Source organism: Sneathiella glossodoripedis JCM 23214, from assembly GCF_000616095.1.
In the GTDB taxonomy this organism is placed as follows: Bacteria; Pseudomonadota; Alphaproteobacteria; order Sneathiellales; family Sneathiellaceae; genus Sneathiella; species Sneathiella glossodoripedis.
On record NZ_BAMS01000001.1, the window covers coordinates 875,775 to 895,669 of the forward strand.

Consider the following 19,895-nt stretch of genomic DNA (forward strand, 5'->3'; position numbering starts at 1 on the left):
CTTCGGTAACTTTGAAGTAATTTAAGTATATCCTAAATAATAATTCCTGCAAGGAAGTGAGATGGGGCGTGTGTTGGCGGCGTTAAAAAGGGGGCTAGCCCCCTTTTTCCTGTTCGCCGGATAGCACTTCGGCTACCGAGGATCTGGGGAGCTCCCCTGTCAAATCACCTTTGTCATCAACAACAGGCAACGCATATCTGCTCTCCATGCTATCTGGGATGACTTCTTCAAGCACAGTATCGGGTGAAATTGTCGCGACATCCTCATACAGTTTCTCATCAATGGCAGTGTTCGATCCGGCTTTGGCTGCAGCTTCCAGCTTTTTCTGTGTAATGATGCCTTGATATCCGTCATCATTTACATAATAGCCATAATCACCCTTAAAGGTTCGCATCTGCTGCAAGGCTTTTTCGATATTGCTGCTGGTAATCCGATGTGCTGGCGGATTCATAACTGTTTCCACCGTGAGGGCACGGGCTCGGTTTACGTCCTTAACGAAGGCTTCCACATAATCGGTTGCCGGATGCAGAAGGATATCCTCTGGTGCTCCTTGTTGTACCAGTTCACCGTCCTTTAGAATGGCGATACGATCACCTAGGCGAAGTGCTTCATCAAGATCATGTGTAATAAATACAATGGTTTTGTGCAGTTTTTCCTGAAGCTCAATAAGCTGGTCCTGCATCTCGCTTCTAATGAGCGGATCAAGGGCCGAGAAAGCTTCATCCATAAGGAGAATGTCGGCATCTGTACAGAGCGCTCTGGCGAGGCCAACACGTTGTTGCTGTCCGCCAGAAAGCTGGGAAGGATATTGATTTTCATAACCGGCAAGACCAACGGTTTCCAACCATTCCTGCGCTTTTGCAAGACGTTCTTTTTTGTCGACACCCTGTACTGTGAGGCCGTAAGCCACATTTTCAATAACCGTGCGATGCGGCATCAGACCAAAACGCTGGAAAACCATCGACATACGATGACGACGAAACTCTTCCAGAGATTTCTGATCCAGCTTCATCACATCCTCGCCGTCCACCAGAATTTTACCTTCGGTGGGATCAATCAGTCGATTTAAATGGCGGATCAGTGTGGATTTGCCTGAACCAGACAAGCCCATCACCACAAAAATCTGACCTTTTTCTACCTGTAGGTTGATGTCCTTGAGACCGACGGTATGGCCTGTATTAGCCAGAATGTCATCTTTGCTTTCACCTGCTTTCACCATGGGCATGATTTTTTCAGGTGTTTTGCCAAAGACCTTATACAGGCCTTCAACTTTAATAAGTACTTCCGTCATGACTGGCGACTCTCCAGATGTTTCTGGGTGCGCTTGCCATAAGCCTGCGAAACCCTGTCAAATACAATTGCCAAAGCCACAATGGCGAGACCATTGAAGAGGCCCAAAGTAAAATACTGATTTGTAATGGATTTCAAAACCGGTTGGCCCAGTCCCTTAACTCCAATCATCGATGCAATAACAACCATGGCCAATGCCATCATAATCGTCTGGTTAATGCCAGCCATTATCGTTGGCAAGGCGAGGGGAAGCTGTACACCGAAAAGGCGTTGGGTGGAATTGGCGCCGTAAGCTCGTGCCGCTTCCAGTACTTCCTCATCGACCAATCTTATGCCAAGGTTTGTCAGGCGAATGACGGGCGGAATGGCATAGATAACCACGGCGATGACGCCAGGAACTTTGCCGATACCAAGAAGCATAACAACAGGGATAAGATACACGAATGCGGGCATTGTTTGCATGATGTCCAGCATTGGCGTAATCGTGGATTGCACTCTGTCAGATCGGGACATAAGGATGCCAATGGGAATACCGATGGCAATGGAAAGCAGTGTGCAGACGAATATAATACTCATCGTGCGCATTGTGTTTTCCCACATTCCGAAATAGCCAATCAGGACGAAGGCGGCAAGGACGCCGACGCTTAGCTTCCAGGATCGAGTTGCGAAATATACGATCGCGCAAATTATCGCAATGATAAGCCACCAAGGTGAGTTGACGAGCAGTTTTTCAAACCAGACAAGAAAGTAGAGCAAGGGGTCAAACAGACCCTCAATAATATCGCCATAGCTGCGTGAAAACTCTTTATATGCACCGTCGAGTGCTTTGCGAATTGCCAGAAGGTCTGATCGGTCCATGGCTGGAAATTCGATCAGCCAGTTAGAGTCAGCCATTAATGGTCTCCGGTAAAAAATAAATAAAAGAAGCCTGCCGATTTGTGGTCGGCAGGCTTGTACTGCTTAGAGGTTGGCGAGGGCCTTTTTAATCTTTGCAGCCGCGTCTGCAGACACCCATTTTGACCAGATATCTTCATTGTTTTTCATGAAGTGTTCCATAGCAATGTCGCCATCTGCCTGGTTGTCTTCCATCCACGCAAGGAGCTCATTCATTTTTGCGTTGGTGAAGGAGCGTTTGCTCAAATATTCATAAGCAGCAGGTGCTTTAGAGGCAAATGCTTCTGTCGTGATTGTATGCACTGGAGCAGGCGGATAGAGAGTCACTTTCGGGTTTTCGCAATCCGGCTTTGTGGTGCAGCTTCTGAAATGTTCCAGATCGGTTCCATTTCCTGTGTCAACCTTGACCATCTTGTATTTACCCAAAATGGCTGTTGGTGCCCAGTAATAACCGAACCAGCCTTCACCGCGCTCATAGGCTTTTGCAATGGAGCCTGCAAGGCCAGCTCCTGAGCCCGGATCAATCAGTTCAAAACCGGCATCTGCAAGATTAAGCGCTTTAAAAAGGTTGCCTGTCGAAATCTGGCAGTTCCAGCCTGCTGGGCAACCCATCATCGCTGATTTGCTAGGATCTTCAGGGTGTTTGAAAAGTTTTGCGTTTTTGATCACGCCTTCGATTGTGGCCATGCTTGGGTCTTTTTCAACCATGTATGCAGGTACCCAGAAGCCTTCTTCGCCGCCATCAGACAGTGATTTACCAGCATACCGCAAGCGTTTTTCGGCGACACCTTTATCCAGCGCTTCTTTCATTGCGTTGCTCCAAAGTTCTGGAGCGATATCCGGTTCGCCTTTTTCCACCATCGAGGTGCCAGTTGGCATTGTATCGCCGGGGACGAGTTCAGCGTCGCAGCCAAAGCCTTCTTCGAGGATAAATTTATCTACATTGGCGATTACGGTCGCAGAGTTCCAGTTCATATCTGCAATTGTTACTCTACCGCAGCTATCTGCTGCAGAGGCAACGCCAGTTGATGCGGCCAGAATGAGCGCGGCACCTAATAGTTTTTTCATCGGTTTCTCCCAATCAAATGCTCGATAAAAATCAGCAATAGTCTTAGTATTTTTTAAGCTTGTTTGACGAAATTTTGAATATATTAAGGATATAATAAGCAAGTTTGTCTGTCAACGACGGCGTGTTTTTCTATTTATTATTTAAAAGTATAGTTAAATTAAAATATAGATATTAAATTTTATAAGAATAGAATTAATTTTTTCTAATTTTCTATTTAATTCGTTTTAATTTTGTAGTTAATGGCGGAAATATTTTTGTTTTTACTTTGTGTCTAATATTTTTTTGCTTCGATATCGTTGATTTGATTTTTGCGCTATTTGGCGGCGCTACTAATGCAGACTATAATGTTATGCTTTTCTAATGTTTTGTGGTTTATTCCACGATTTGGAAAATGGCCCATTTATTATTTAACCGGCAGAAAATGACTCAACGATGACAGCTGGATTTGTTAGGCTACGCAGTTGCGGCTAAATCATGGCTGAGACATACTTGAGTAGGTAAAATGAAACTGGCTATCCGTGGATCCGTCCTCACATTTGTAAAAAATCCTTTCCATTTTCCAGTGGAGGAATCCTTCGTTTTTGAAGAGGATGGTGTTGTTGTTGTTGAAGATGGAAAAGTTGCTTTTTTTGGACCTGCTGCAACAGGGCTATCCCAGCTGGAAGAGGTTGATGAGGTTCATCACTATCGCGACAGTCTGATAATGCCAGGTTTCATTGATTGTCATGTGCATTATCCGCAAACAGAGATTATAGGCGCATATGGCACACAGCTCATTGAGTGGCTGAATAAATATACCTTTGTTACTGAACAAAAATTTGCCGACAAAAACTATGCCGAGCAGACTGCTGAGATTTTTATTCGTGAGTTATTGGCTGCGGGTACAACAACAGCATCTGTCTTTTGCACGGTGGCGCCAGAGTCAGTTGACGCTTTTTTCAAAGTGTCGATAAAATATCGGATGCGGAATATTGCGGGCAAAGTCTTGATGGACAGGCATGCGCCCGACGCGTTGCTGGATACCGCACAGAGTGGTTACGATCAGTCTAAGGAGCTGATCGAAAAATGGCATGGAAAAGATCGCTCCCTGTATAGCATAACGCCCAGGTTTGCTCCAACCAGTACACCAGAACAGATGGACATGACTGGTGCGCTGTGGTCTGAGTTCGAAGGAACATACCTGCAATCACACATTTCGGAAAACCTGGACGAAATCAAATGGGTCAAGGAACTTTATCCAGAGTGCAGCGACTATTTAGCGGTTTATGAGAAATATGGTCAGGTCGGACCTCGTGCAATTTATGGCCATGGAATACATTTATCCGAAGACGAATTGGCCAGATTGAGCGAGAGTGGGACTGCCCTTGCGCATTGCCCGACGTCGAATTTGTTTTTGGGAAGTGGCCTGTTTTCTGCGTGGGGCGCGAGTGATTTGAAGCGACCTGTCCGCACTGGTCTCGCGACCGACTTGGGGGGTGGTACAAGTTTTTCTCAGCTAACATCGATGAATGAAGCCTATAAAATCGCGCAGCTTAACGGAGAATCTTTAAGCGCATTTCATGCATTTTATCTGGCGACTCGGGGTGCTGCAGAGGCGCTGTATCTCGAAGATAAGATCGGAAGTATTGCGCCTGGTTTTGAGGCAGATTTGGTGGTGATGGATTTGAAGGCCACCCCGCTCGTGGAACATCGGTTATCCCATGCAGAAAATTTACATGACTTGTTGTTTGCCTTAATGATTTTGGCACAGCTCAAACAGTTAAGGCAACATATATTGCTGGTGAACGCATGGCTCTTCGAGGGGAGAGTTACAATCAATATACTTACGCGTGCGACTAGGGCATTTTGCCGCCCAACGCGGAAGTGATATTGGACGAGAAGGTCTTGGCTTTTTCACCTAGTTCCATTAGTCGGTCCATTGAAATGCGAGCGGTTGGTCCAGATATGGACAATGCAGCAATGGGCTCGGCATACTCATCAAATATGACGCTTGCAACGCAGCGCAGCCCAACAGCGTGTTCTTCGTCATCTGTTGCGAACCCTCTTTGTTTACTATGTTGGAGTTCTTCTATTAGTTTCGATGTCGATTGAATTGTTTTTTCGGTTAGTTTTGGCAGAGTGTCACTTCCCAGAATGCGGTTGATTTCTTTTTGCTCCATCTGCATTAAAATTGCTTTGCCGACACCAGAACAATGAAGAGGCACTCTGTTTCCAGGTTTTGAATAGACGCGCATCATTTCACGGCTTTCAATCTGAGCCATATAAATTACGTCGTCCCCCTCGGAAATCGCGAGATTTACTGTCTCTCCGCTGTCTTCCATGAGGCGGCGCATATAGGGGCGGGCCACGCTACAAGATCGCGAGAAGACAGGAAGCCGTTACCGGTTACGAAAGCCTGAATCCCAATTTGCCAACGCGTGCTGTCCCGATCATAATGGACGTATCTTTCTTCCTGAAGAGTGGTGAGCATCCGGTGAGTTGTTGATGGCGCGAGTTTTAGCTCACGCGAAATTTCGGTTAATTTCAGGCCAGTGGGGCTTTGGGCAATTTCATTCAGGATGGACAAGGCACGGGTAAGTGACTGGACCTGACCTGTTCTTGCGCTGGATTTGTCTTCTACCTCAGTCATCAAATTTCCACATAATGAAAACGTTTCCATTTATTATTTCTTCTTATGGGGCATCATGTCAATATAGAGAAAATTGGTCCCCCCGGAACTCTGATCCGGTTTTCGCATGAGAGGAGGCGCGCATGCCAAATTACATTCAAGTAGGTCAGTTGAAGGTAGCAGAGGAGCTGCATAAATTTGTTGAAGCCGAACTTGTTCCAGGCTTGGATTTCGATGCAGGTCATATTTGGTCATCACTTGAAAAGCTGATTGATGATTTTGCCCCTCGTAATCGAGAGCTTTTGCAAAAGCGGGATGATATTCAACAGAAGATGGATGACTGGTGCAAGGCACATATGGGTCAACAGACTGATATGGCGGCATATCGTCAATTCCTTTTGGATATTGGATATCTTGTGCCAGAGGGAGAGCTATTTAAAGTTTCCACCGAAAATGTCGATCCGGAAATTGGCAGTGTAGCTGGGCCGCAACTTGTTGTGCCCGTAATGAATGCTCGCTACGCACTCAATGCTGCAAACGCAAGATGGGGAAGCCTTTTTGATGCACTATATGGGACCGATGTAATCGCTGAAACTGACGGCGCGCAGAAAACAGTTGGCTACAACCCTGGTCGCGGTGCGAAAGTTATTGAATATGCGACGGCTTTTCTGGACAAATCTGTACCTCTCGAAAATGCAAGCCATGCCGATGTAACAGAATATGTTCTTGGCCCGGATAGCGAATTGCAGGTGAAGCTCAAAGATGGATCAACTGCGGGGCTTGTCGATGGATCGCAGTTCGTGGGCTATCTTGGCGAGGGTACACTTAGCAATGTCCTGTTAAAGAATAATGGATTGCATCTGGATATTCAGATTGATCGGAGCCACCCGGTTGGAAGTACGCATAGTGCAGGCGTGAAGGACGTCCTGATGGAAGCTGCAATGTCCACCATTCAAGACTGTGAAGATTCAGTCGCAGCGGTGGATGCAGAGGATAAGGCGCTTGTTTATCGAAACTGGCTTGGTCTTATGAAGGGTGACCTGACCGATAGTTTTGAAAAAGGCGGCAAGATGCAGGTCCGCTCTTTGGCTGATGACCGAGAGTATCTCTCCAAAAACGGTGAGAGAATGACACTGCATGGCAGAAGTTTGCTATTGGTTCGAAATGTTGGACATTTGATGACCATAGATGCGGTTTTGGATGCGAACGGAAATGAAATTCCTGAAGGTATTTTGGATGCACTGATGACATCCGCCTGTGCGATGCACAGCCTTAAAGAGGGAGCGAAACTTAAAAATAGCCGCTCTGGCAGCGTTTATATAGTAAAGCCTAAAATGCACGGCCCTGAAGAGGCAGCCTTCACCAATGACTTGTTTGATGCAGTCGAAGATCACTTGAAACTGCCCCGTCATACCCTGAAAGTTGGGGTGATGGATGAAGAACGCAGGACGACCGTCAATCTGAAAGAATGTATTCGCGCTGTTTCCAATCGTATCTTTTTTATCAATACCGGTTTTCTGGATCGCACAGGTGATGAAATCCACACCAACATGGAAGCAGGGGCTTTTAAACGTAAAGATGACTGTAAAGCAGAGCCATGGATTTCCGCATATGAAGATTGGAATGTTGATATCGGGTTGGAGGTAGGCCTTCCAGGCAGGGCGCAAATCGGTAAAGGTATGTGGGCCAAACCAGATGAAATGGCAGAAATGATGCAAGTCAAGATTGGTCACCCCAAATCCGGTGCCAATTGTGCATGGGTGCCATCTCCTACCGCTGCAACACTGCACGCGATGCATTATCACGAAGTTTCAGTGGCGGCCCAACAGCAAGAATTGTCAAAACGTCCGCGGGCTAATCTGGATGATATTTTAACCCCGCCAATCATGAAAGGTGAGAACCTTTCGGAGAGTGAAGTTGTCGCTGAGCTTGAGAATAATGCGCAAGGAATTCTCGGGTATGTAGTGCGATGGGTCGATCAGGGTGTCGGCTGCTCCAAAGTCCCGGATATACATGATGTTGGATTAATGGAGGATCGGGCGACACTGCGTATTTCCAGTCAGCATATCGCCAATTGGCTTCATCATGGCATCTGTACAGAAGAGCAGGTAATAGAGGTCATGAAGAGAATGGCTGCTGTTGTTGACAAGCAAAACAGTGCAGATCCGTTGTATAAGCCCATGGCAGGTAATTATGAGACTTCCATTGCGTTCCAAGCCGCTATGGATCTCGTCCTGAAGGGGAAGGAACAGCCCAGTGGTTACACTGAGCCCATTTTGCACGCGCGCAGATTGCAAGTGAAACGCGCATCCTAAATCATTAGTTTTTTGTGAGACATGTGGGATTTTTGTCCTGCATGTCTCTTTTTGGATGAAATTTGTTCTAAAAATACAACTCCTTGTGCTTAAATTCTTGATTATAGGCTTTTGAAATGCCTATAAAAAAGTGTGATGCAGCAGAATGCATTTAACGAAAAGTGCTGGGAGAGATTTTTCGTGACCTCAAAAAATATACTGAAAAAGTCTGAAGATGCCGCTCATGCGCCAATGGATTTAGGTGCGCTTGAACATAATGTCGGCTATTATATGAGGAAATCTGTCCTCGCAGCACAAAGCAGCTTTCTTCGTGAAACAGGCGTAAAGCTGATGACCGGGCAATATTCAGTTATGGAAATTATTGCCAACAACCCCGGTCGAACACAATCAGCGATTGCCTGGGCGGCTGGATTGGATCGGTCGTCATTGGTGCCTATCCTGAACCAGTTTGAAAAGAATGGTTTTATCCGCAAAGAGCCCGTCCAAAATGACAAGCGCGCTTACGCCGTGTCTCTGACGGCAGAGGGAGAAAAGGAACTCGCTGAACTCCGCGTAAAGGTGGAGGAGATGGAGCAGGTCTTTATTAAGGGAATGGGCGCGAGGAACCATAAGCAGCTAATTTCATTGCTGGGGAAATTCCTGGAAACATTGAAAGACTGAAGTGATCGATTCGGTGAAATCAGGCATTTTGAACACAATTTATTTAAAGTTGTGATTTGGTATTTAAAAAATCTTTAAAATAGTATCATTGATTTCCTCTACATTTGGTAGGTGAAATGTCTCATGGCGCGATATCTTCTCTGGCATATACTTAAAAGTGTTATTTTGGGTTTTTAATCAAATATAGCGGTTGAATAAAAGCAATCTGACCCGGTACCCTAATGCTTCTTTGGTGTAGAATTATTGGGGAACTGGCCGTGAAATTGATGTTTAACGACATGAAATGCACTTTATCCGTTAGGAATGAATATGCAAAATTCCTTAAGGTAGCATATTTGGGTTTAAGTAGTTTATTTGCGCCTGTCTATTACCTGCTACACTACGGACGAGGAGATGATTGGACTCACATTACCCGCTGGCTGGAAATAACTTTCCTGATTGGTTAGGGGAATAATTTTGAGGCCTAATGTTTAGCTAAATTCCTCAATTTATATGTGTATCAACGAGATTTCCGTTGAAAACAAAGACTTCTTTAAGACTTGTCCATTATTTCTATTCCCTAAAGTAGGTCGTGACGGTTTTGCAGTTTCAAGACCGTTGAGGGTGTGTATGTCTGATAATTTGAGTGAAGTAGAGAAGTTCAGAGCGAAAGCGATTGGCACAAATGTCAACGCAACTTCTTTGCTGGCTACAGATTATCTCAATCATTTCAATGAAGCGCTCATGTTGGCGGAAATGATAGCTGATATGCCTGATTTAGCCGAAGAATTTGCTGAATGGCGGCCCAAGCTTTACAAAGATCATTTTCTGGAAAGTGGTATCGCAGACAAGGATCTCGCGGTTGAGGCTTATGACCATTGTCCCAAAGAGTATAAAGCGCCCTTCGATAGTACTGTCTCCAAGATTAACCGACAACTTACCTTGTTACAGTCATCCTTGCTCAAAGATCCAGAAGGGCTGGCCGCTGGTGAGAAAGCCGGATTTATCACCAGCAAATGCGGCTTAATCCGTCAACTTATTGATCGCGCCGCAGGGATAATCAATGGGCAACTCTTGCTTGAGGCTCCAACCGAAATTCCAGATAAACCCAGTCGCCGTGGTATGCCAGAAAATGAAGAAGGTGTTGTGGTCGATGTGGCCGATGGTAAGGTTCTTGATCAAACCGATATTGACGCATTGTTTGATTAGGTGAAACAGTTAACTCTTATGCCCGGAAAACTTAAAAGGCTGCTTTTTATTGCGACGATTTTCTTCAACTTCGCGGGCTTTGGGGTGGTTTCAGATGTGTTCGCGGCGGCAAGTGAGAGCCAACGGAAATGTCAAAGCACCTATAAAAAACCGTTGATTGAATTTGATGTGCAAACTGTGCCGCAAGTTTTAAATAAATCTCTTACCTCTAATCAGATTACGCGCTTTGCCGCGAAAAGAGGGAAATTGGTGCCGCTGGTCGGTCATAAGTTGCTGGGTTTGGCATTTGTGGAAGTGGATTTCAGATTTCAAATACAAACAGCAGAAGCGCGTATTGATGGGCGATCATGCATTTCATTACGGCAAGTTGCTGTATCGTTCGGACGCAAGAAAAGCGAAATTTTCGTTGCGAAAGAATACCGCCCGGGAACCTGTCAATTTCGTGCGATCTTGCGACATGAGCAGGAGCATATGGATATAAATGCGCGTATCCAAAAGAAATATGAGAAAAAGATACAGCAATTTCTGATCAGTAAGGCCAAAAGCATTCAGCCTTATTTCACAACTAGCCCCACTCGAGCCCCCGAAGAGCTAGCAGGTAGATTTGGCGAGGAAATCAAACGACTTATTAGTCAGTTCAACGAAGAACGACAACGTGAAAATAACAAAATAGACACACCCAAGAGCTATCAAAAGGTACGTGCACAATGTGCGGGATGGTAGTTTGCCATTTGTTAATGTCTTTTTGATGTAATTGATGTCAATTATCTTCAGGGAGAGAGTGCATTTAAAGTACTCCTAATAACAGGAAAAATTGATGATTATTGGCAAAGATATCCAGGAAATGCTGAACGAGCTGGATGTACAACGCGCAAGTGACCAGAATAAAAATAGTGAAACCTATGTGGAAAATAGGCATTTCCGCCGTAGTAGGGTTGTGTGGGAAGCTAAAGTCAAAGTGTATTTTAATGACGTCACGTTAAAAAGTGACGTTCGCGAAATTTCGGGTGTTGTTCGGGATATTTCTGCCAATGGCGCCAGGGTAGAGCTGGAACGGCCAATTCTTGAAAAAGTCGGATTGGAACTCATTATTCCCAAGCTTGGAATATTTCCCTGCGAGACAGTCTGGAGCAAGGATAGTCAGGTTGGAATTCGCTTTAATGAAAAGCCGGATGTGGTTTTCAAGCACTTGGTCAAGGTTTTGCCCAACGCTTAGATCGCGAAATTTTAGATGTTAGACCCGCGTTTCAGCTCAGCTTCCGTACTTCTTTATGACCCTCAGTCGTCTCTGCGGCACAATACACGTGTAGCCTTATTGAGTCTGGGGTTTGGCACGGTTGAGGCTGTGAACGATTGGGCTGAGTTTTTAGAACGGGCGGAGAAGGGGAATTTCGACCTTGTGGTCGGGGACCTGATTTCTCGAGAGGGGAGTTTACAAACTATTGTCCGGCAAATGCGTCAGCAGGAAATTGGAAAAAATCCTTTTATAAACATAATTCTGACCTTGTGGGATACCAGCAGAGAACACGTGTATGAAGGGATTCAAGCCGGAGCTGATGATATACTTTCGCGGCCCATGTCAACAAATCAGCTTGCTGATCGTGTGCATGGGCTAGTCAATGCACGAAAGCCATTTATCGTGACCGAAGATTACGTTGGCCCTGAACGGCGGCAGATTGTACGGGGACTTTCGCAAGGGAGTTTGATGATTGTGCCCAATTCGTTAAAGGCAAAGGTTGAAAATAAGCCTGAGCTGGATGCATCGCCAGAGAATATCGAATTGGCTATGACCGCGATAAAAGATCGACGTGTGTCAATTTTTACAGAGCAGTTCTTAAGATTGTCGAGTAAGACCGTTTCGATGGGCGCTGCATTGAAAGAGTTGGATGATCGACAAGCTTTGATTGAGAAAATGATTTCAATGAATGAAGAACTGCTCCGGTTGATACAAGGCACGGAATATATTCATGTAGAAACGCTTTGTTCTGCGTTTCATGATGTACTTGGGCGGGTTTATAAATCAGCAAAAGAACTAACTGAGCAAGACAAAGAATTGATGTTTCAGATACCGTTTGCAATTCACACCGCATGCAAAGAAGTTCGTAAATCAGCGAGTTTGGCATTTGATATTGAAGAAGTTTCAACGAAATTGCGGCGATCAGCGACATAAACCTGATCTAAGGCAGTTCCTTTATTTTGACCTAAACTGGGTTTATAACTGGATACATCAGGTTTAAGAGCGGAGATCGACAGGATGCGAAGCGAAAAATGGGGCGGTGTTACATTTATCTGTGTAATCTTGGTTAGCCTTCTATTGCCTGTATCTTTGTCGTCCTCCGAAGATATCACTTTTTTTAGAATAGGAACCGGTTCCAGTTCGGGGACCTATTTTCCCATAGGCACCTTAATTGGATCGACGATAACGGGGCCGCCGGGAAGCCGCCCCTGTGACGATGGGGGCTCATGTGGTGTGCCGGGCCTGATTGCGGCGGCGCAAACAACAAGAGGATCTGTCGCCAACATCCGAGGTGTATTGCAAGGCCAGTTGGAATCAGCTCTCGCCCAGTCTGATATTATTTACGCTGCATATTACGGGACAGGTGTGTTTGAAAGGCAGGCGGATCTTGGCAAGTCTTTGCGGGTAATTGCTAACCTGTATCCAGAAGATGTTCACTTGATCGTTCGAAAGGGAGCACAAATTAAGACTGTCGCTGATCTAAAAGGTAAAAGGGTTTCAATCGATCTGCCTGGATCCGGTACCCGACTGAATGCGAGAAACATATTACGGGCATATGGAATAACGGAAAAAGACTATCACGCGATAGACGCGAATTCTGACAAGGCGCTGAATTTGTTGAGATCTGGTGAGCTTGATGCGTTTTTCTTTATTGCGGGCTATCCGGTAAATGCTGTCGCAGAGCTTGCCAGTTCGGGATTGATTGAATTACTTCCTATTGAGGGAGAAAAGGCTGAAGAGGTTGTGAACCTCTATGAGTTTTTTAGTCTGAGCAGAATTCCAGAGGGCGTATATGAGGGGATTGGTGAGGTTCCCACTCTAGCCGTGAGTACACAATGGGTTGTAAAAGCAACTTTGTCGGATGAGCTCGCCTATGGAATTACCAGCGCGCTTTGGCACCCTAGACATCGTGCTATACTGGATAGTGGCATGCCAAGGGAAAATTGATCCGCTACGAGACATCACGCAGGGGCGTTGGAATACCGCTTCACCCGGGAGCTCGTAAATATTATCAGGAACGGGATTCTGAAGAAGAATAATCCAGTGTTCGAGCTCCTTATCTTAATTATGTTGTTTGCGGTTTGAGCCTTTGATAGTTTCTTCGCAATTAAGAGGAGAAGCAAGTGATCCCACATATTTCAGAAGATTTCGATCAACCATCCACTCCAATCCTTCCTGTAGGTGCCGAAGACTTTGACGGGTGGCTTTCATCCCAGTCGGAACTTGTAAAAAATTGGGTTGCTGTTCAGGATTTTAAGACAAAATCAGGTAGTCATCTGGTAATTCCGACCAGTGAAGGTGACATATCACTGGTATTGCTAATTGCTGAGCCGGACCAATGGGGTATTTGGTCTCTCGCAAAGCTACCATCTTCTCTTCCACCGGGCCTGTACAGGCTGGATGCTGAACTTGACGAGAGACAGGCCACCGATGTGGCGATTGGCTGGTCACTGGCCACATACAACTTTGACCGTTACAAGAAAAACGACAGAGAATATGCATCTCTCCTTTTGCCAGCTAACGCTGACAAAGCACATGTTGAGCGCACTGTGTTTGCAACAAACCTGGCAAGAGACCTTGTAAATATACCCACACAGGACATGGGACCGAAGGCACTGGAGGGGGCGGCCTCACAAATTGCAGGCGAGTTTGAGGCCCGGCAGATGAACATTGTTGGTGAAGATTTGCTCACCTATCATTTCCCGATGGTTCATGCGGTTGGCAGGGCGTCTGCTCAGGATCCACGTCTTATTGATATTGTCTGGGGAGACGCAGATGCCCCGAAAGTTACGATTGTAGGTAAGGGTGTCTGCTTTGATACAGGTGGGCTTGATTTGAAGCCGTCGTCCGCAATGCTGCTCATGAAGAAAGATATGGGGGGCGCCGCGATGGCACTTTCACTGGCTTACATGATTATGCATGCAAATCTGCCAGTGCGCCTGAGAGTTTTAATACCGGCAGTGGAAAACTCAGTGTCTGGTAACGCGTTCCGCCCCGGAGATATTCTGACCAGCAGAAGCGGTAAAACGGTTGAGATTGGTAATACGGATGCAGAAGGGCGCTTGATACTTGCTGATGCGATGACGGCGGCAGATGAAGAAGAACCTGAACTCCTTATTGATTTTGCGACGCTAACCGGAGCGGCAAGGGTTGCAGTTGGTACAGAATTGGCAGCTACTTTTACCGATGACGATGAGCTTTTTGACTTGATTGAAAAGCATTCAGCGACCGAGAAGGACCCCGTATGGCGATTGCCTTTGTGGGATGAATACCGGTCTTTGATAGATAGTCCGATAGCGGATATCAACAATTCTGGTTCAACGCCTTATGCGGGTGCAATTACAGCCGGACTTTTCTTGAAAGAGTTTGTGAATAAATCCAAAAGCTGGGTTCATTTTGACATCATGGCTTATAATACTCGCGAGCGTCCTGGCCGGCCGGCTGGGGGCGAAGCATTTGCAATTCGAGCAATGTTTGCGGCGCTCAAAGAGAAGTTTGGCAAGTGAGTTGAAGGGCACCAACGACTTGATAAATGTTTCGATTGCGAAATAAGTTTGAATATTATAGACTTGCTAAATGAAAAATTCGACGACACAAGCAACACTGAACATGTGGAAACAGGCTTTGGGGGAGCTTGTGCGCCGTCAGGGACCTGATCTTTCCTCCCGGCAAATGGCAATCTTGTTAATTGTGTATCTGGAGGAACCTCCGCATACGGTGCGCGGCTTGGCGGCCCGTTTGAAAATTTCAAAACCGGCTGTCACGCGTGCACTGGATACGATGGGAAAACTTGACCTGTTAAGGCGCAAGCCTGATGAGAAAGACTTGCGCTCTGTGAATATTGTTCGAACTGTTAAAGGTTCAGTTTATTTAAGTGAAATTGCAGATGTCATTGAAAAAGCCGCATGGGAAAATCTGGGCTAGCATATAAAACTCCTTAGTATCCTTTTTCTACATCCACCTGATTTAATAACGCCTTTCCTTCTCGTGCACGTTTAATATTTTGTGCAACGAGCGCCGCTACGCGATTTGGAGCTGCAATACTTGCAACATGTGGAGTTATGAGAATTCTTGGATGTTCCCATAGTGGGTTTTCCGTGGGCAGAGGCTCCTGCGTAAATACATCAAGGGTCGCAGCTGACAGATGACCGTTGTTGAGTGCATTAATCAAATCCTGCTCAACGAGATGTGGCCCCCGGCCTGGATTGATAAGTGACGCCCCTTTAGGGAGCTTTTCAAACAGATCTTTGTTTAATATTCCCGTTGTCTGTTCCGTTAATGGTAACAGGCAGACAAGAATTTCAACATCTTTTAGGAAGGTGCCTAGTTGATCTTCCCCGGCATAAGAGGTTACCCCATCAATGCTTTTTTTGCTTCGGCTCCAGCCTGAAACCTGAAATCCGATTAAATTTAAAGTTTTCGCTGCATGGGCGCCAAGTGCTCCCAATCCAAGGATGCCGACTTTGCGACTGGATGCAGCCGGTGGATGATGAACCTTCCACACTTTTTCTTTCTGCTGCTGATCATATGTCAGCTGATCACGATGATGATTGAGGACGTGCTGCGTGACATATTCGGTCATGCGAGCACTCAGTTCATCATCAACCACTCGTGCGAGTGGGACGTGTTTTGGAAATGTGGGATCTTTAAAAAAGTGATCTACGCCAGCACCCAGTGAAAAAATCGCTTTCAAATTTTTGAATTTTGCAAGCTCACCATGAGGCATATTGAAGCAAAGAGCGAATTCAATATCGTCTGGATTACCAATCTCAGGATGAAAGCGCATTTCCAGATCTGGAACATGCTTGGCCATTTCGGCTTTCCACCAATCATCGCGCTTGATTGAGCTGTGAAATATCAACGCCATTTATTACTCCGTGTTCTTATTGTTTGAGGGTTGCCAGATCAAAGGCAGCCTTCATAAGCGTTTTTGTGTAGGTTGTTTGGGGGTTATCGAATATTTCGGCGGCAACACCCTGCTCGACTACTTTGCCATCTTTCATGACCATGACAGTGTCAGCAAGAGCTCTGACGACTTTGAGGTCATGACTAATGAAGAGGTAGGTCAGATTATAGCGTTTTTGAAGATCGCGCAGCAAGTCGACAATTTGCGCCTGAACAGACATATCCAAAGCTGACGTTGGTTCATCCAGGACAATAAAGGCCGGTTTAAGTATCAACGCGCGAGCAATTGATATGCGTTGCCGTTGGCCACCTGAAAATTCGTGAGGGTATCTGTCTTGTGCGTCACCATCGATACCAACTTCTTCAAGTGTTTTAGAAATTAGTGCTCGGCGCTCGGCCGGGTCGCCTTTTCCTTCGTGAACCAGAAGCCCTTCTTCAATAATCTGGCCAACTGAAAGCCGCGGGCTTAGGCTGGAATAGGGGTCTTGAAAGACAATTTGAAAATCAGCCCGCAATTTACGCAACTCTTTCCACTTTCTGTCTTGAATCTCTTCTCCTTGAAATACAATTTTGCCTTCTGATTTGATTAGTTTGAGGAGCGCGAGACCTAGTGTGGACTTACCCGAGCCACTTTCACCTACAATCCCAACCGTATGGCCTGCCGGTATCGAGAGCGAAATATCGTCAACAGCTTTAACATAGTCTACTGTACGTTTGAGCAATCCTTTTTTGATGGGGAAGTATACCTTCAGCCTTTCCCCTACCATAACCTGATTTGTGGTTTCGTTTTTCTTTTCAGGCAACCCTTTTGGTTCGGCGTCCAACAGCATTTTTGTGTAATTGTGGCGGGGTGATCTAAAAATCTGTTCTGTTTCACCACTCTCAACTATTTCCCCTTTGGTCATAACGCACACGGTTTTCGCCATTTTTCGGACAATTCCAAGATCGTGCGTGATGAGCAGGATCGCCATTCCCATCTTTTCCTGAAGATCTTTTAAAAGTTCCAGAATTTGGGCCTGGATTGTCACATCAAGGGCTGTGGTAGGTTCATCTGCTATTAACAGGTCGGGCTCATTGGCGAGAGCCATAGCGATCATAACTCGTTGCCGCTGTCCCCCCGATAACTGGTGAGTAGGCATTTAGCCGATCCTCACTTGTATCAAGGCCTACCAGTTCGAGCAGTTCGATGACCCTTTCTCTAGCAGCGGATTTGGACATGTTTTTATGCGTAAACAGAGTCTCGTTGATCTGTTTTTCAATGGTATGCAGCGGGTTCAAAGAGGTCATTGGTTCCTGAAAAATCATTGAGATTTTATTTCCCCGTATCTTTTGCATTTTCTCAGGAGGCGCACCGATTATATCTTTACCATCAATGAGTATTCTACCCTTGGGGTGACTGGCTAGCGGGTAGGGAAGGAGTTGTAACAAGCTAAGTGCGGTTATGGATTTACCCGATCCACTTTCACCCACCAGCGCGAGCGTTTCTCCTTTATTCAAATCGAAGGAGACATGTTTGACCGCCGGGACTTCACGGCCATTGACCTTAAACGAAATGTGGAGATCTTTTACGCTTACGAGTGCCATCAGTTAAAAGTCTTTCTGGGATCAAAAGCATCGCGGATGCCTTCTTGCATAAAAAAGGCCAGTGTCAGCATGATGGATAAGACCATGAAAGCTGTAATTCCAAGCCAAGGAGCCTGCAGGTTAGCTTTTCCTTGCGCGAGAAGTTCACCTAGAGAAGGTGAGCCGGGTGGCAAGCCCAGACCCAAAAAATCCAGAGAAGTGAGACTGACTATTGATCCAGTGAGAATAAAGGGCAAAAAAGTTAAAGCTGACACCATGGAATTTGGCAAAAGATGCTTGAAAATAATCACACTGTCGCGAACACCGAGTGCCCGTGCTGCACGGACATAATCAAAATTTCTTGATCTGAGAAACTCGGCTCTGACCACGCCAACAAGGCTAGGCCAGCTAAAGAGTAGCAATAGGAAAAGCAGTATTAAAAATGTGGGTTCGATTAATGCCGCCAGGATAATCAGAATATACAGGCTTGGCATTCCGCCCCATATTTCGAGGAAACGTTGGAAAATCAAGTCCACCATTCCTCCAAAATAGCCTTGCACTGCACCGGCTGCTACCCCGATGATAGAACTGAGAACCGTCAGGATAAGTCCGAAAGCAACTGATATTCTGTAGCCATAAATCACTCTGGCGAGAACATCCCTCCCTTGATCATCCGTTCCCAGCCAGTTTTCACTATCCGGCGGACTCGGAGCTGGAGATTGAAGGTTGTAGTTTATTGTGGTGTAGCTGTAGCGAATTGGAGGCCATAACATCCAGCCATCTTCCTCTGCAATCAATTCTGCTACAAAAGGGTCGCGGTAATCAGCCTCTGTTTCAAAATCACCTCCAAAAGCGGTTTCGGGATAGGTAACCAGAAAAGGGGTGTAGAGCTCACCTTTGTAAGAAATGAGGAGAGGTTTATCGTTGGCAATGAGTTCTGCAAATAGAGAGATAATGAAAAGGCCCAGAAACAATATGGCCGAATAATAGGCGCGCTTGTTTGTTTTAAAATTTCGAATTCGACGCTGATTGATCGGTGAGAGCTTCATACCTAGGCCCCCCTCGCTTCAAAATCAATTCTAGGGTCAATCAAGGTGTAAGTGAGATCACCTATGAGATTCATGATCAAACCGAGAAGAGCAAAAACATACACGGTCGCGAAGATAACCGGGTAATCTCTGTTAATTGCAGCTTCAAATCCGAGGAGGCCAAGTCCATCCAGACTGAAAATCACCTCGATCAGTAAGGAGCCTGTAAACAGGATTCCGATGAATGCGCTTGGAAATCCAGCAATAACTATCAACATCGCGTTTCTGAAAACATGTCCATAGAGGACGCGTTTTTCCGTAAGTCCTTTCGCCCTTGCGGTAAGCACATATTGTTGATTGATTTGATCAAGAAATGAGTTTTTTGTCAGTTGTGTTAAGGCTGCGAATCCACCAATGACCATCGCGGTGACAGGAAGTATCAGATGCCACAAATAGTCGATAATCTTCTCAAATAATGTCATTTGGTCAAAATTTTCCGAAGTCAGACCCCGTAATGGAAACCAGTCCAGATATGAGCCGCCCGCGAAAAGGACAATCAGCGCAACGGCAAATAGGAAGCTTGGAATTGCATTTCCAACAATGATGAGGCTGCTGGTCCAGACATCAAAGCGTGAGCCGTCGCGAACTGCTTTTTTTATGCCGAGTGGGATTGAGATCAAATAGACAAGTAACGTTGTCCAAAGTCCCAACGATATCGAAACAGGCATTTTCTCAAGGACAAGGTTGACGACGGTTTCATCGCGAAAATAGCTGGTTCCGAAATCGAACATCAGATAGTTTTTCATCATAAGGAAAAAACGTTCATGCGCAGGCTTGTCGAAACCAAACTGCTTTTCCAGCTCTTTAATGAATTCCGGGTCCAGCCCTTGCGCTCCCCGATACGCACTTTCGGTTCCTGAAGATGATGACGGTGAACTTCCCGATGAAAGGTCTCCGCCGCCAGAGCCACCTATTCGCGCGGTTGCACCAATTGCGGTGCCTTGGATCTCAGCAATGATCTGTTCGACTGGTCCGCCCGGTGCGAATTGAATAACCACAAAGTTAAGCACCATGATCCCAAACAGGGTCGGTATCATCAACAGAAGTCGTCTGATAATATATGCCAGCACGGCAACCC

The 19,895-nt window shown here is 45.9% G+C and carries 18 protein-coding genes and 1 pseudogene; 10 read left to right on the plus strand and 9 right to left on the minus strand.

Features of this window, described 5'->3' with window-relative positions:
- Positions 1–94: 94 nt before the first annotated feature.
- From JCM23214_RS04400 to JCM23214_RS04410, 3 genes are all read right to left on the minus strand, one after another.
- Positions 95–1,291 carry a quaternary amine ABC transporter ATP-binding protein gene (locus JCM23214_RS04400; protein ID WP_025897777.1) on the minus strand — a complete coding sequence of 399 codons (1,197 nt, stop codon included), beginning with the start codon at positions 1,289–1,291 and terminating at the stop codon, positions 95–97.
- Positions 1,288–2,184, minus strand: a complete 897-nt coding sequence (locus tag JCM23214_RS04405) for an ABC transporter permease (RefSeq protein WP_025897778.1) — start codon at positions 2,182–2,184, stop codon at positions 1,288–1,290. Before JCM23214_RS04405 ends, JCM23214_RS04400 begins: the two co-directional genes overlap by 4 nt.
- 66 nt (positions 2,185–2,250) lie before the next feature.
- Entirely contained in the window at positions 2,251–3,252 is a 1,002-nt protein-coding gene (locus JCM23214_RS04410; protein ID WP_025897779.1) for an ABC transporter substrate-binding protein, read from the minus strand.
- Positions 3,253–3,755: 503 nt separating this feature from the next.
- Here JCM23214_RS04410 and guaD point away from each other — a divergent pair.
- Positions 3,756–5,120, plus strand: coding sequence for a guanine deaminase (gene guaD / locus JCM23214_RS19030; protein ID WP_199899287.1), 1,365 nt, complete (start codon positions 3,756–3,758; stop codon positions 5,118–5,120).
- Here the strand turns inward: guaD and JCM23214_RS23910 are convergent.
- Positions 5,089–5,574 carry an IclR family transcriptional regulator gene (locus tag JCM23214_RS23910; protein ID WP_199899288.1) on the minus strand — a complete coding sequence of 162 codons (486 nt, stop codon included), beginning with the start codon at positions 5,572–5,574 and terminating at the stop codon, positions 5,089–5,091. The genes guaD and JCM23214_RS23910 overlap by 32 nt on opposite strands.
- Complete coding sequence (locus JCM23214_RS23915) at positions 5,550–5,882, minus strand: helix-turn-helix domain-containing protein (RefSeq protein ID WP_199899289.1); 333 nt, start codon at positions 5,880–5,882, stop codon at positions 5,550–5,552. The genes JCM23214_RS23910 and JCM23214_RS23915 overlap by 25 nt, the downstream gene beginning before the upstream one ends.
- Before the next feature lie 122 nt (positions 5,883–6,004).
- On the opposite strand from JCM23214_RS23915, the gene JCM23214_RS04425 reads away from it, so the two are divergent.
- The 9 genes from JCM23214_RS04425 to JCM23214_RS04465 all read left to right on the plus strand — a co-directional run bounded on the left by JCM23214_RS04425 (position 6,005) and on the right by JCM23214_RS04465 (position 15,185).
- A complete protein-coding gene (locus JCM23214_RS04425) occupies positions 6,005–8,176 on the plus strand; it encodes a malate synthase G (protein ID WP_025897780.1) in 2,172 nt (723 codons plus the stop codon).
- Positions 8,177–8,356: 180 nt separating this feature from the next.
- Positions 8,357–8,836 carry a MarR family winged helix-turn-helix transcriptional regulator gene (locus JCM23214_RS22080; protein WP_159104297.1) on the plus strand — a complete coding sequence of 160 codons (480 nt, stop codon included), beginning with the start codon at positions 8,357–8,359 and terminating at the stop codon, positions 8,834–8,836.
- A gap of 609 nt (positions 8,837–9,445) precedes the next feature.
- On the plus strand, positions 9,446–10,024 hold the full coding sequence (locus JCM23214_RS19045; protein ID WP_025897783.1) for a hypothetical protein: 579 nt from the start codon (positions 9,446–9,448) through the stop codon (positions 10,022–10,024).
- An 18-nt stretch (positions 10,025–10,042) separates the two neighbouring features.
- Positions 10,043–10,747 (plus strand): hypothetical protein, encoded by a 705-nt coding sequence (locus tag JCM23214_RS04440; protein WP_025897785.1) that lies wholly within the window; start codon positions 10,043–10,045, stop codon positions 10,745–10,747.
- A 94-nt stretch (positions 10,748–10,841) separates the two neighbouring features.
- Entirely contained in the window at positions 10,842–11,240 is a 399-nt protein-coding gene (locus JCM23214_RS04445; protein ID WP_025897786.1) for a PilZ domain-containing protein, read from the plus strand.
- 15 nt (positions 11,241–11,255) lie between these two features.
- On the plus strand, positions 11,256–12,194 hold the full coding sequence (locus JCM23214_RS04450) for a response regulator (RefSeq protein WP_025897788.1): 939 nt from the start codon (positions 11,256–11,258) through the stop codon (positions 12,192–12,194).
- Positions 12,195–12,278: 84 nt separating this feature from the next.
- The gene (locus tag JCM23214_RS19050) at positions 12,279–13,208 is read left to right on the plus strand and encodes a TAXI family TRAP transporter solute-binding subunit (RefSeq protein ID WP_199899290.1); all 930 of its coding nucleotides are present in this window, start codon (positions 12,279–12,281) and stop codon (positions 13,206–13,208) included.
- 176 nt (positions 13,209–13,384) lie between these two features.
- On the plus strand, positions 13,385–14,767 hold the full coding sequence (locus tag JCM23214_RS04460; RefSeq protein WP_025897789.1) for a leucyl aminopeptidase family protein: 1,383 nt from the start codon (positions 13,385–13,387) through the stop codon (positions 14,765–14,767).
- A gap of 70 nt (positions 14,768–14,837) precedes the next feature.
- A complete protein-coding gene (locus JCM23214_RS04465; protein ID WP_025897791.1) occupies positions 14,838–15,185 on the plus strand; it encodes a MarR family transcriptional regulator in 348 nt (115 codons plus the stop codon).
- 13 nt (positions 15,186–15,198) lie between these two features.
- On the opposite strand, the gene JCM23214_RS04470 is transcribed toward JCM23214_RS04465, so the two are convergent.
- The 4 genes and pseudogenes from JCM23214_RS04470 to JCM23214_RS04485 all read right to left on the minus strand — a co-directional run bounded on the left by JCM23214_RS04470 (position 15,199) and on the right by JCM23214_RS04485 (position 19,887).
- Entirely contained in the window at positions 15,199–16,128 is a 930-nt protein-coding gene (locus JCM23214_RS04470; protein ID WP_025897792.1) for a 2-hydroxyacid dehydrogenase, read from the minus strand.
- 16 nt (positions 16,129–16,144) lie between these two features.
- A pseudogene (locus JCM23214_RS19055) lies at positions 16,145–17,750 on the minus strand (ABC transporter ATP-binding protein).
- Entirely contained in the window at positions 17,750–18,778 is a 1,029-nt protein-coding gene (locus JCM23214_RS04480; protein ID WP_025897793.1) for an ABC transporter permease, read from the minus strand. The pseudogene JCM23214_RS19055 and the gene JCM23214_RS04480 overlap by 1 nt, the downstream one beginning before the upstream one ends.
- Before the next feature lie 2 nt (positions 18,779–18,780).
- Entirely contained in the window at positions 18,781–19,887 is a 1,107-nt protein-coding gene (locus JCM23214_RS04485) for a microcin C ABC transporter permease YejB (protein WP_025897794.1), read from the minus strand.
- Positions 19,888–19,895 lie beyond the last annotated feature (8 nt).

Coding starts and splice junctions, on each gene's coding strand:
- JCM23214_RS04410 (WP_025897779.1), bottom strand. CDS start 3,252: ATGAAAAAACTATTAGGTGCCGCGCTCATTCTGGCCGCATCAACTGGC.
- JCM23214_RS04440 (WP_025897785.1), top strand. CDS start 10,043: ATGCCCGGAAAACTTAAAAGGCTGCTTTTTATTGCGACGATTTTCTTC.
- JCM23214_RS04425 (WP_025897780.1), top strand. CDS start 6,005: ATGCCAAATTACATTCAAGTAGGTCAGTTGAAGGTAGCAGAGGAGCTG.
- JCM23214_RS04450 (WP_025897788.1), top strand. CDS start 11,256: ATGTTAGACCCGCGTTTCAGCTCAGCTTCCGTACTTCTTTATGACCCT.
- guaD (WP_199899287.1), top strand. CDS start 3,756: ATGAAACTGGCTATCCGTGGATCCGTCCTCACATTTGTAAAAAATCCT.
- JCM23214_RS23915 (WP_199899289.1), bottom strand. CDS start 5,882: ATGACTGAGGTAGAAGACAAATCCAGCGCAAGAACAGGTCAGGTCCAG.
- JCM23214_RS23910 (WP_199899288.1), bottom strand. CDS start 5,574: ATGGAAGACAGCGGAGAGACAGTAAATCTCGCGATTTCCGAGGGGGAC.
- JCM23214_RS04400 (WP_025897777.1), bottom strand. CDS start 1,291: ATGACGGAAGTACTTATTAAAGTTGAAGGCCTGTATAAGGTCTTTGGC.
- JCM23214_RS04465 (WP_025897791.1), top strand. CDS start 14,838: ATGAAAAATTCGACGACACAAGCAACACTGAACATGTGGAAACAGGCT.
- JCM23214_RS19050 (WP_199899290.1), top strand. CDS start 12,279: ATGCGAAGCGAAAAATGGGGCGGTGTTACATTTATCTGTGTAATCTTG.
- JCM23214_RS19045 (WP_025897783.1), top strand. CDS start 9,446: ATGTCTGATAATTTGAGTGAAGTAGAGAAGTTCAGAGCGAAAGCGATT.
- JCM23214_RS04480 (WP_025897793.1), bottom strand. CDS start 18,778: ATGAAGCTCTCACCGATCAATCAGCGTCGAATTCGAAATTTTAAAACA.
- JCM23214_RS04445 (WP_025897786.1), top strand. CDS start 10,842: ATGATTATTGGCAAAGATATCCAGGAAATGCTGAACGAGCTGGATGTA.
- JCM23214_RS04405 (WP_025897778.1), bottom strand. CDS start 2,184: ATGGCTGACTCTAACTGGCTGATCGAATTTCCAGCCATGGACCGATCA.
- JCM23214_RS04470 (WP_025897792.1), bottom strand. CDS start 16,128: ATGGCGTTGATATTTCACAGCTCAATCAAGCGCGATGATTGGTGGAAA.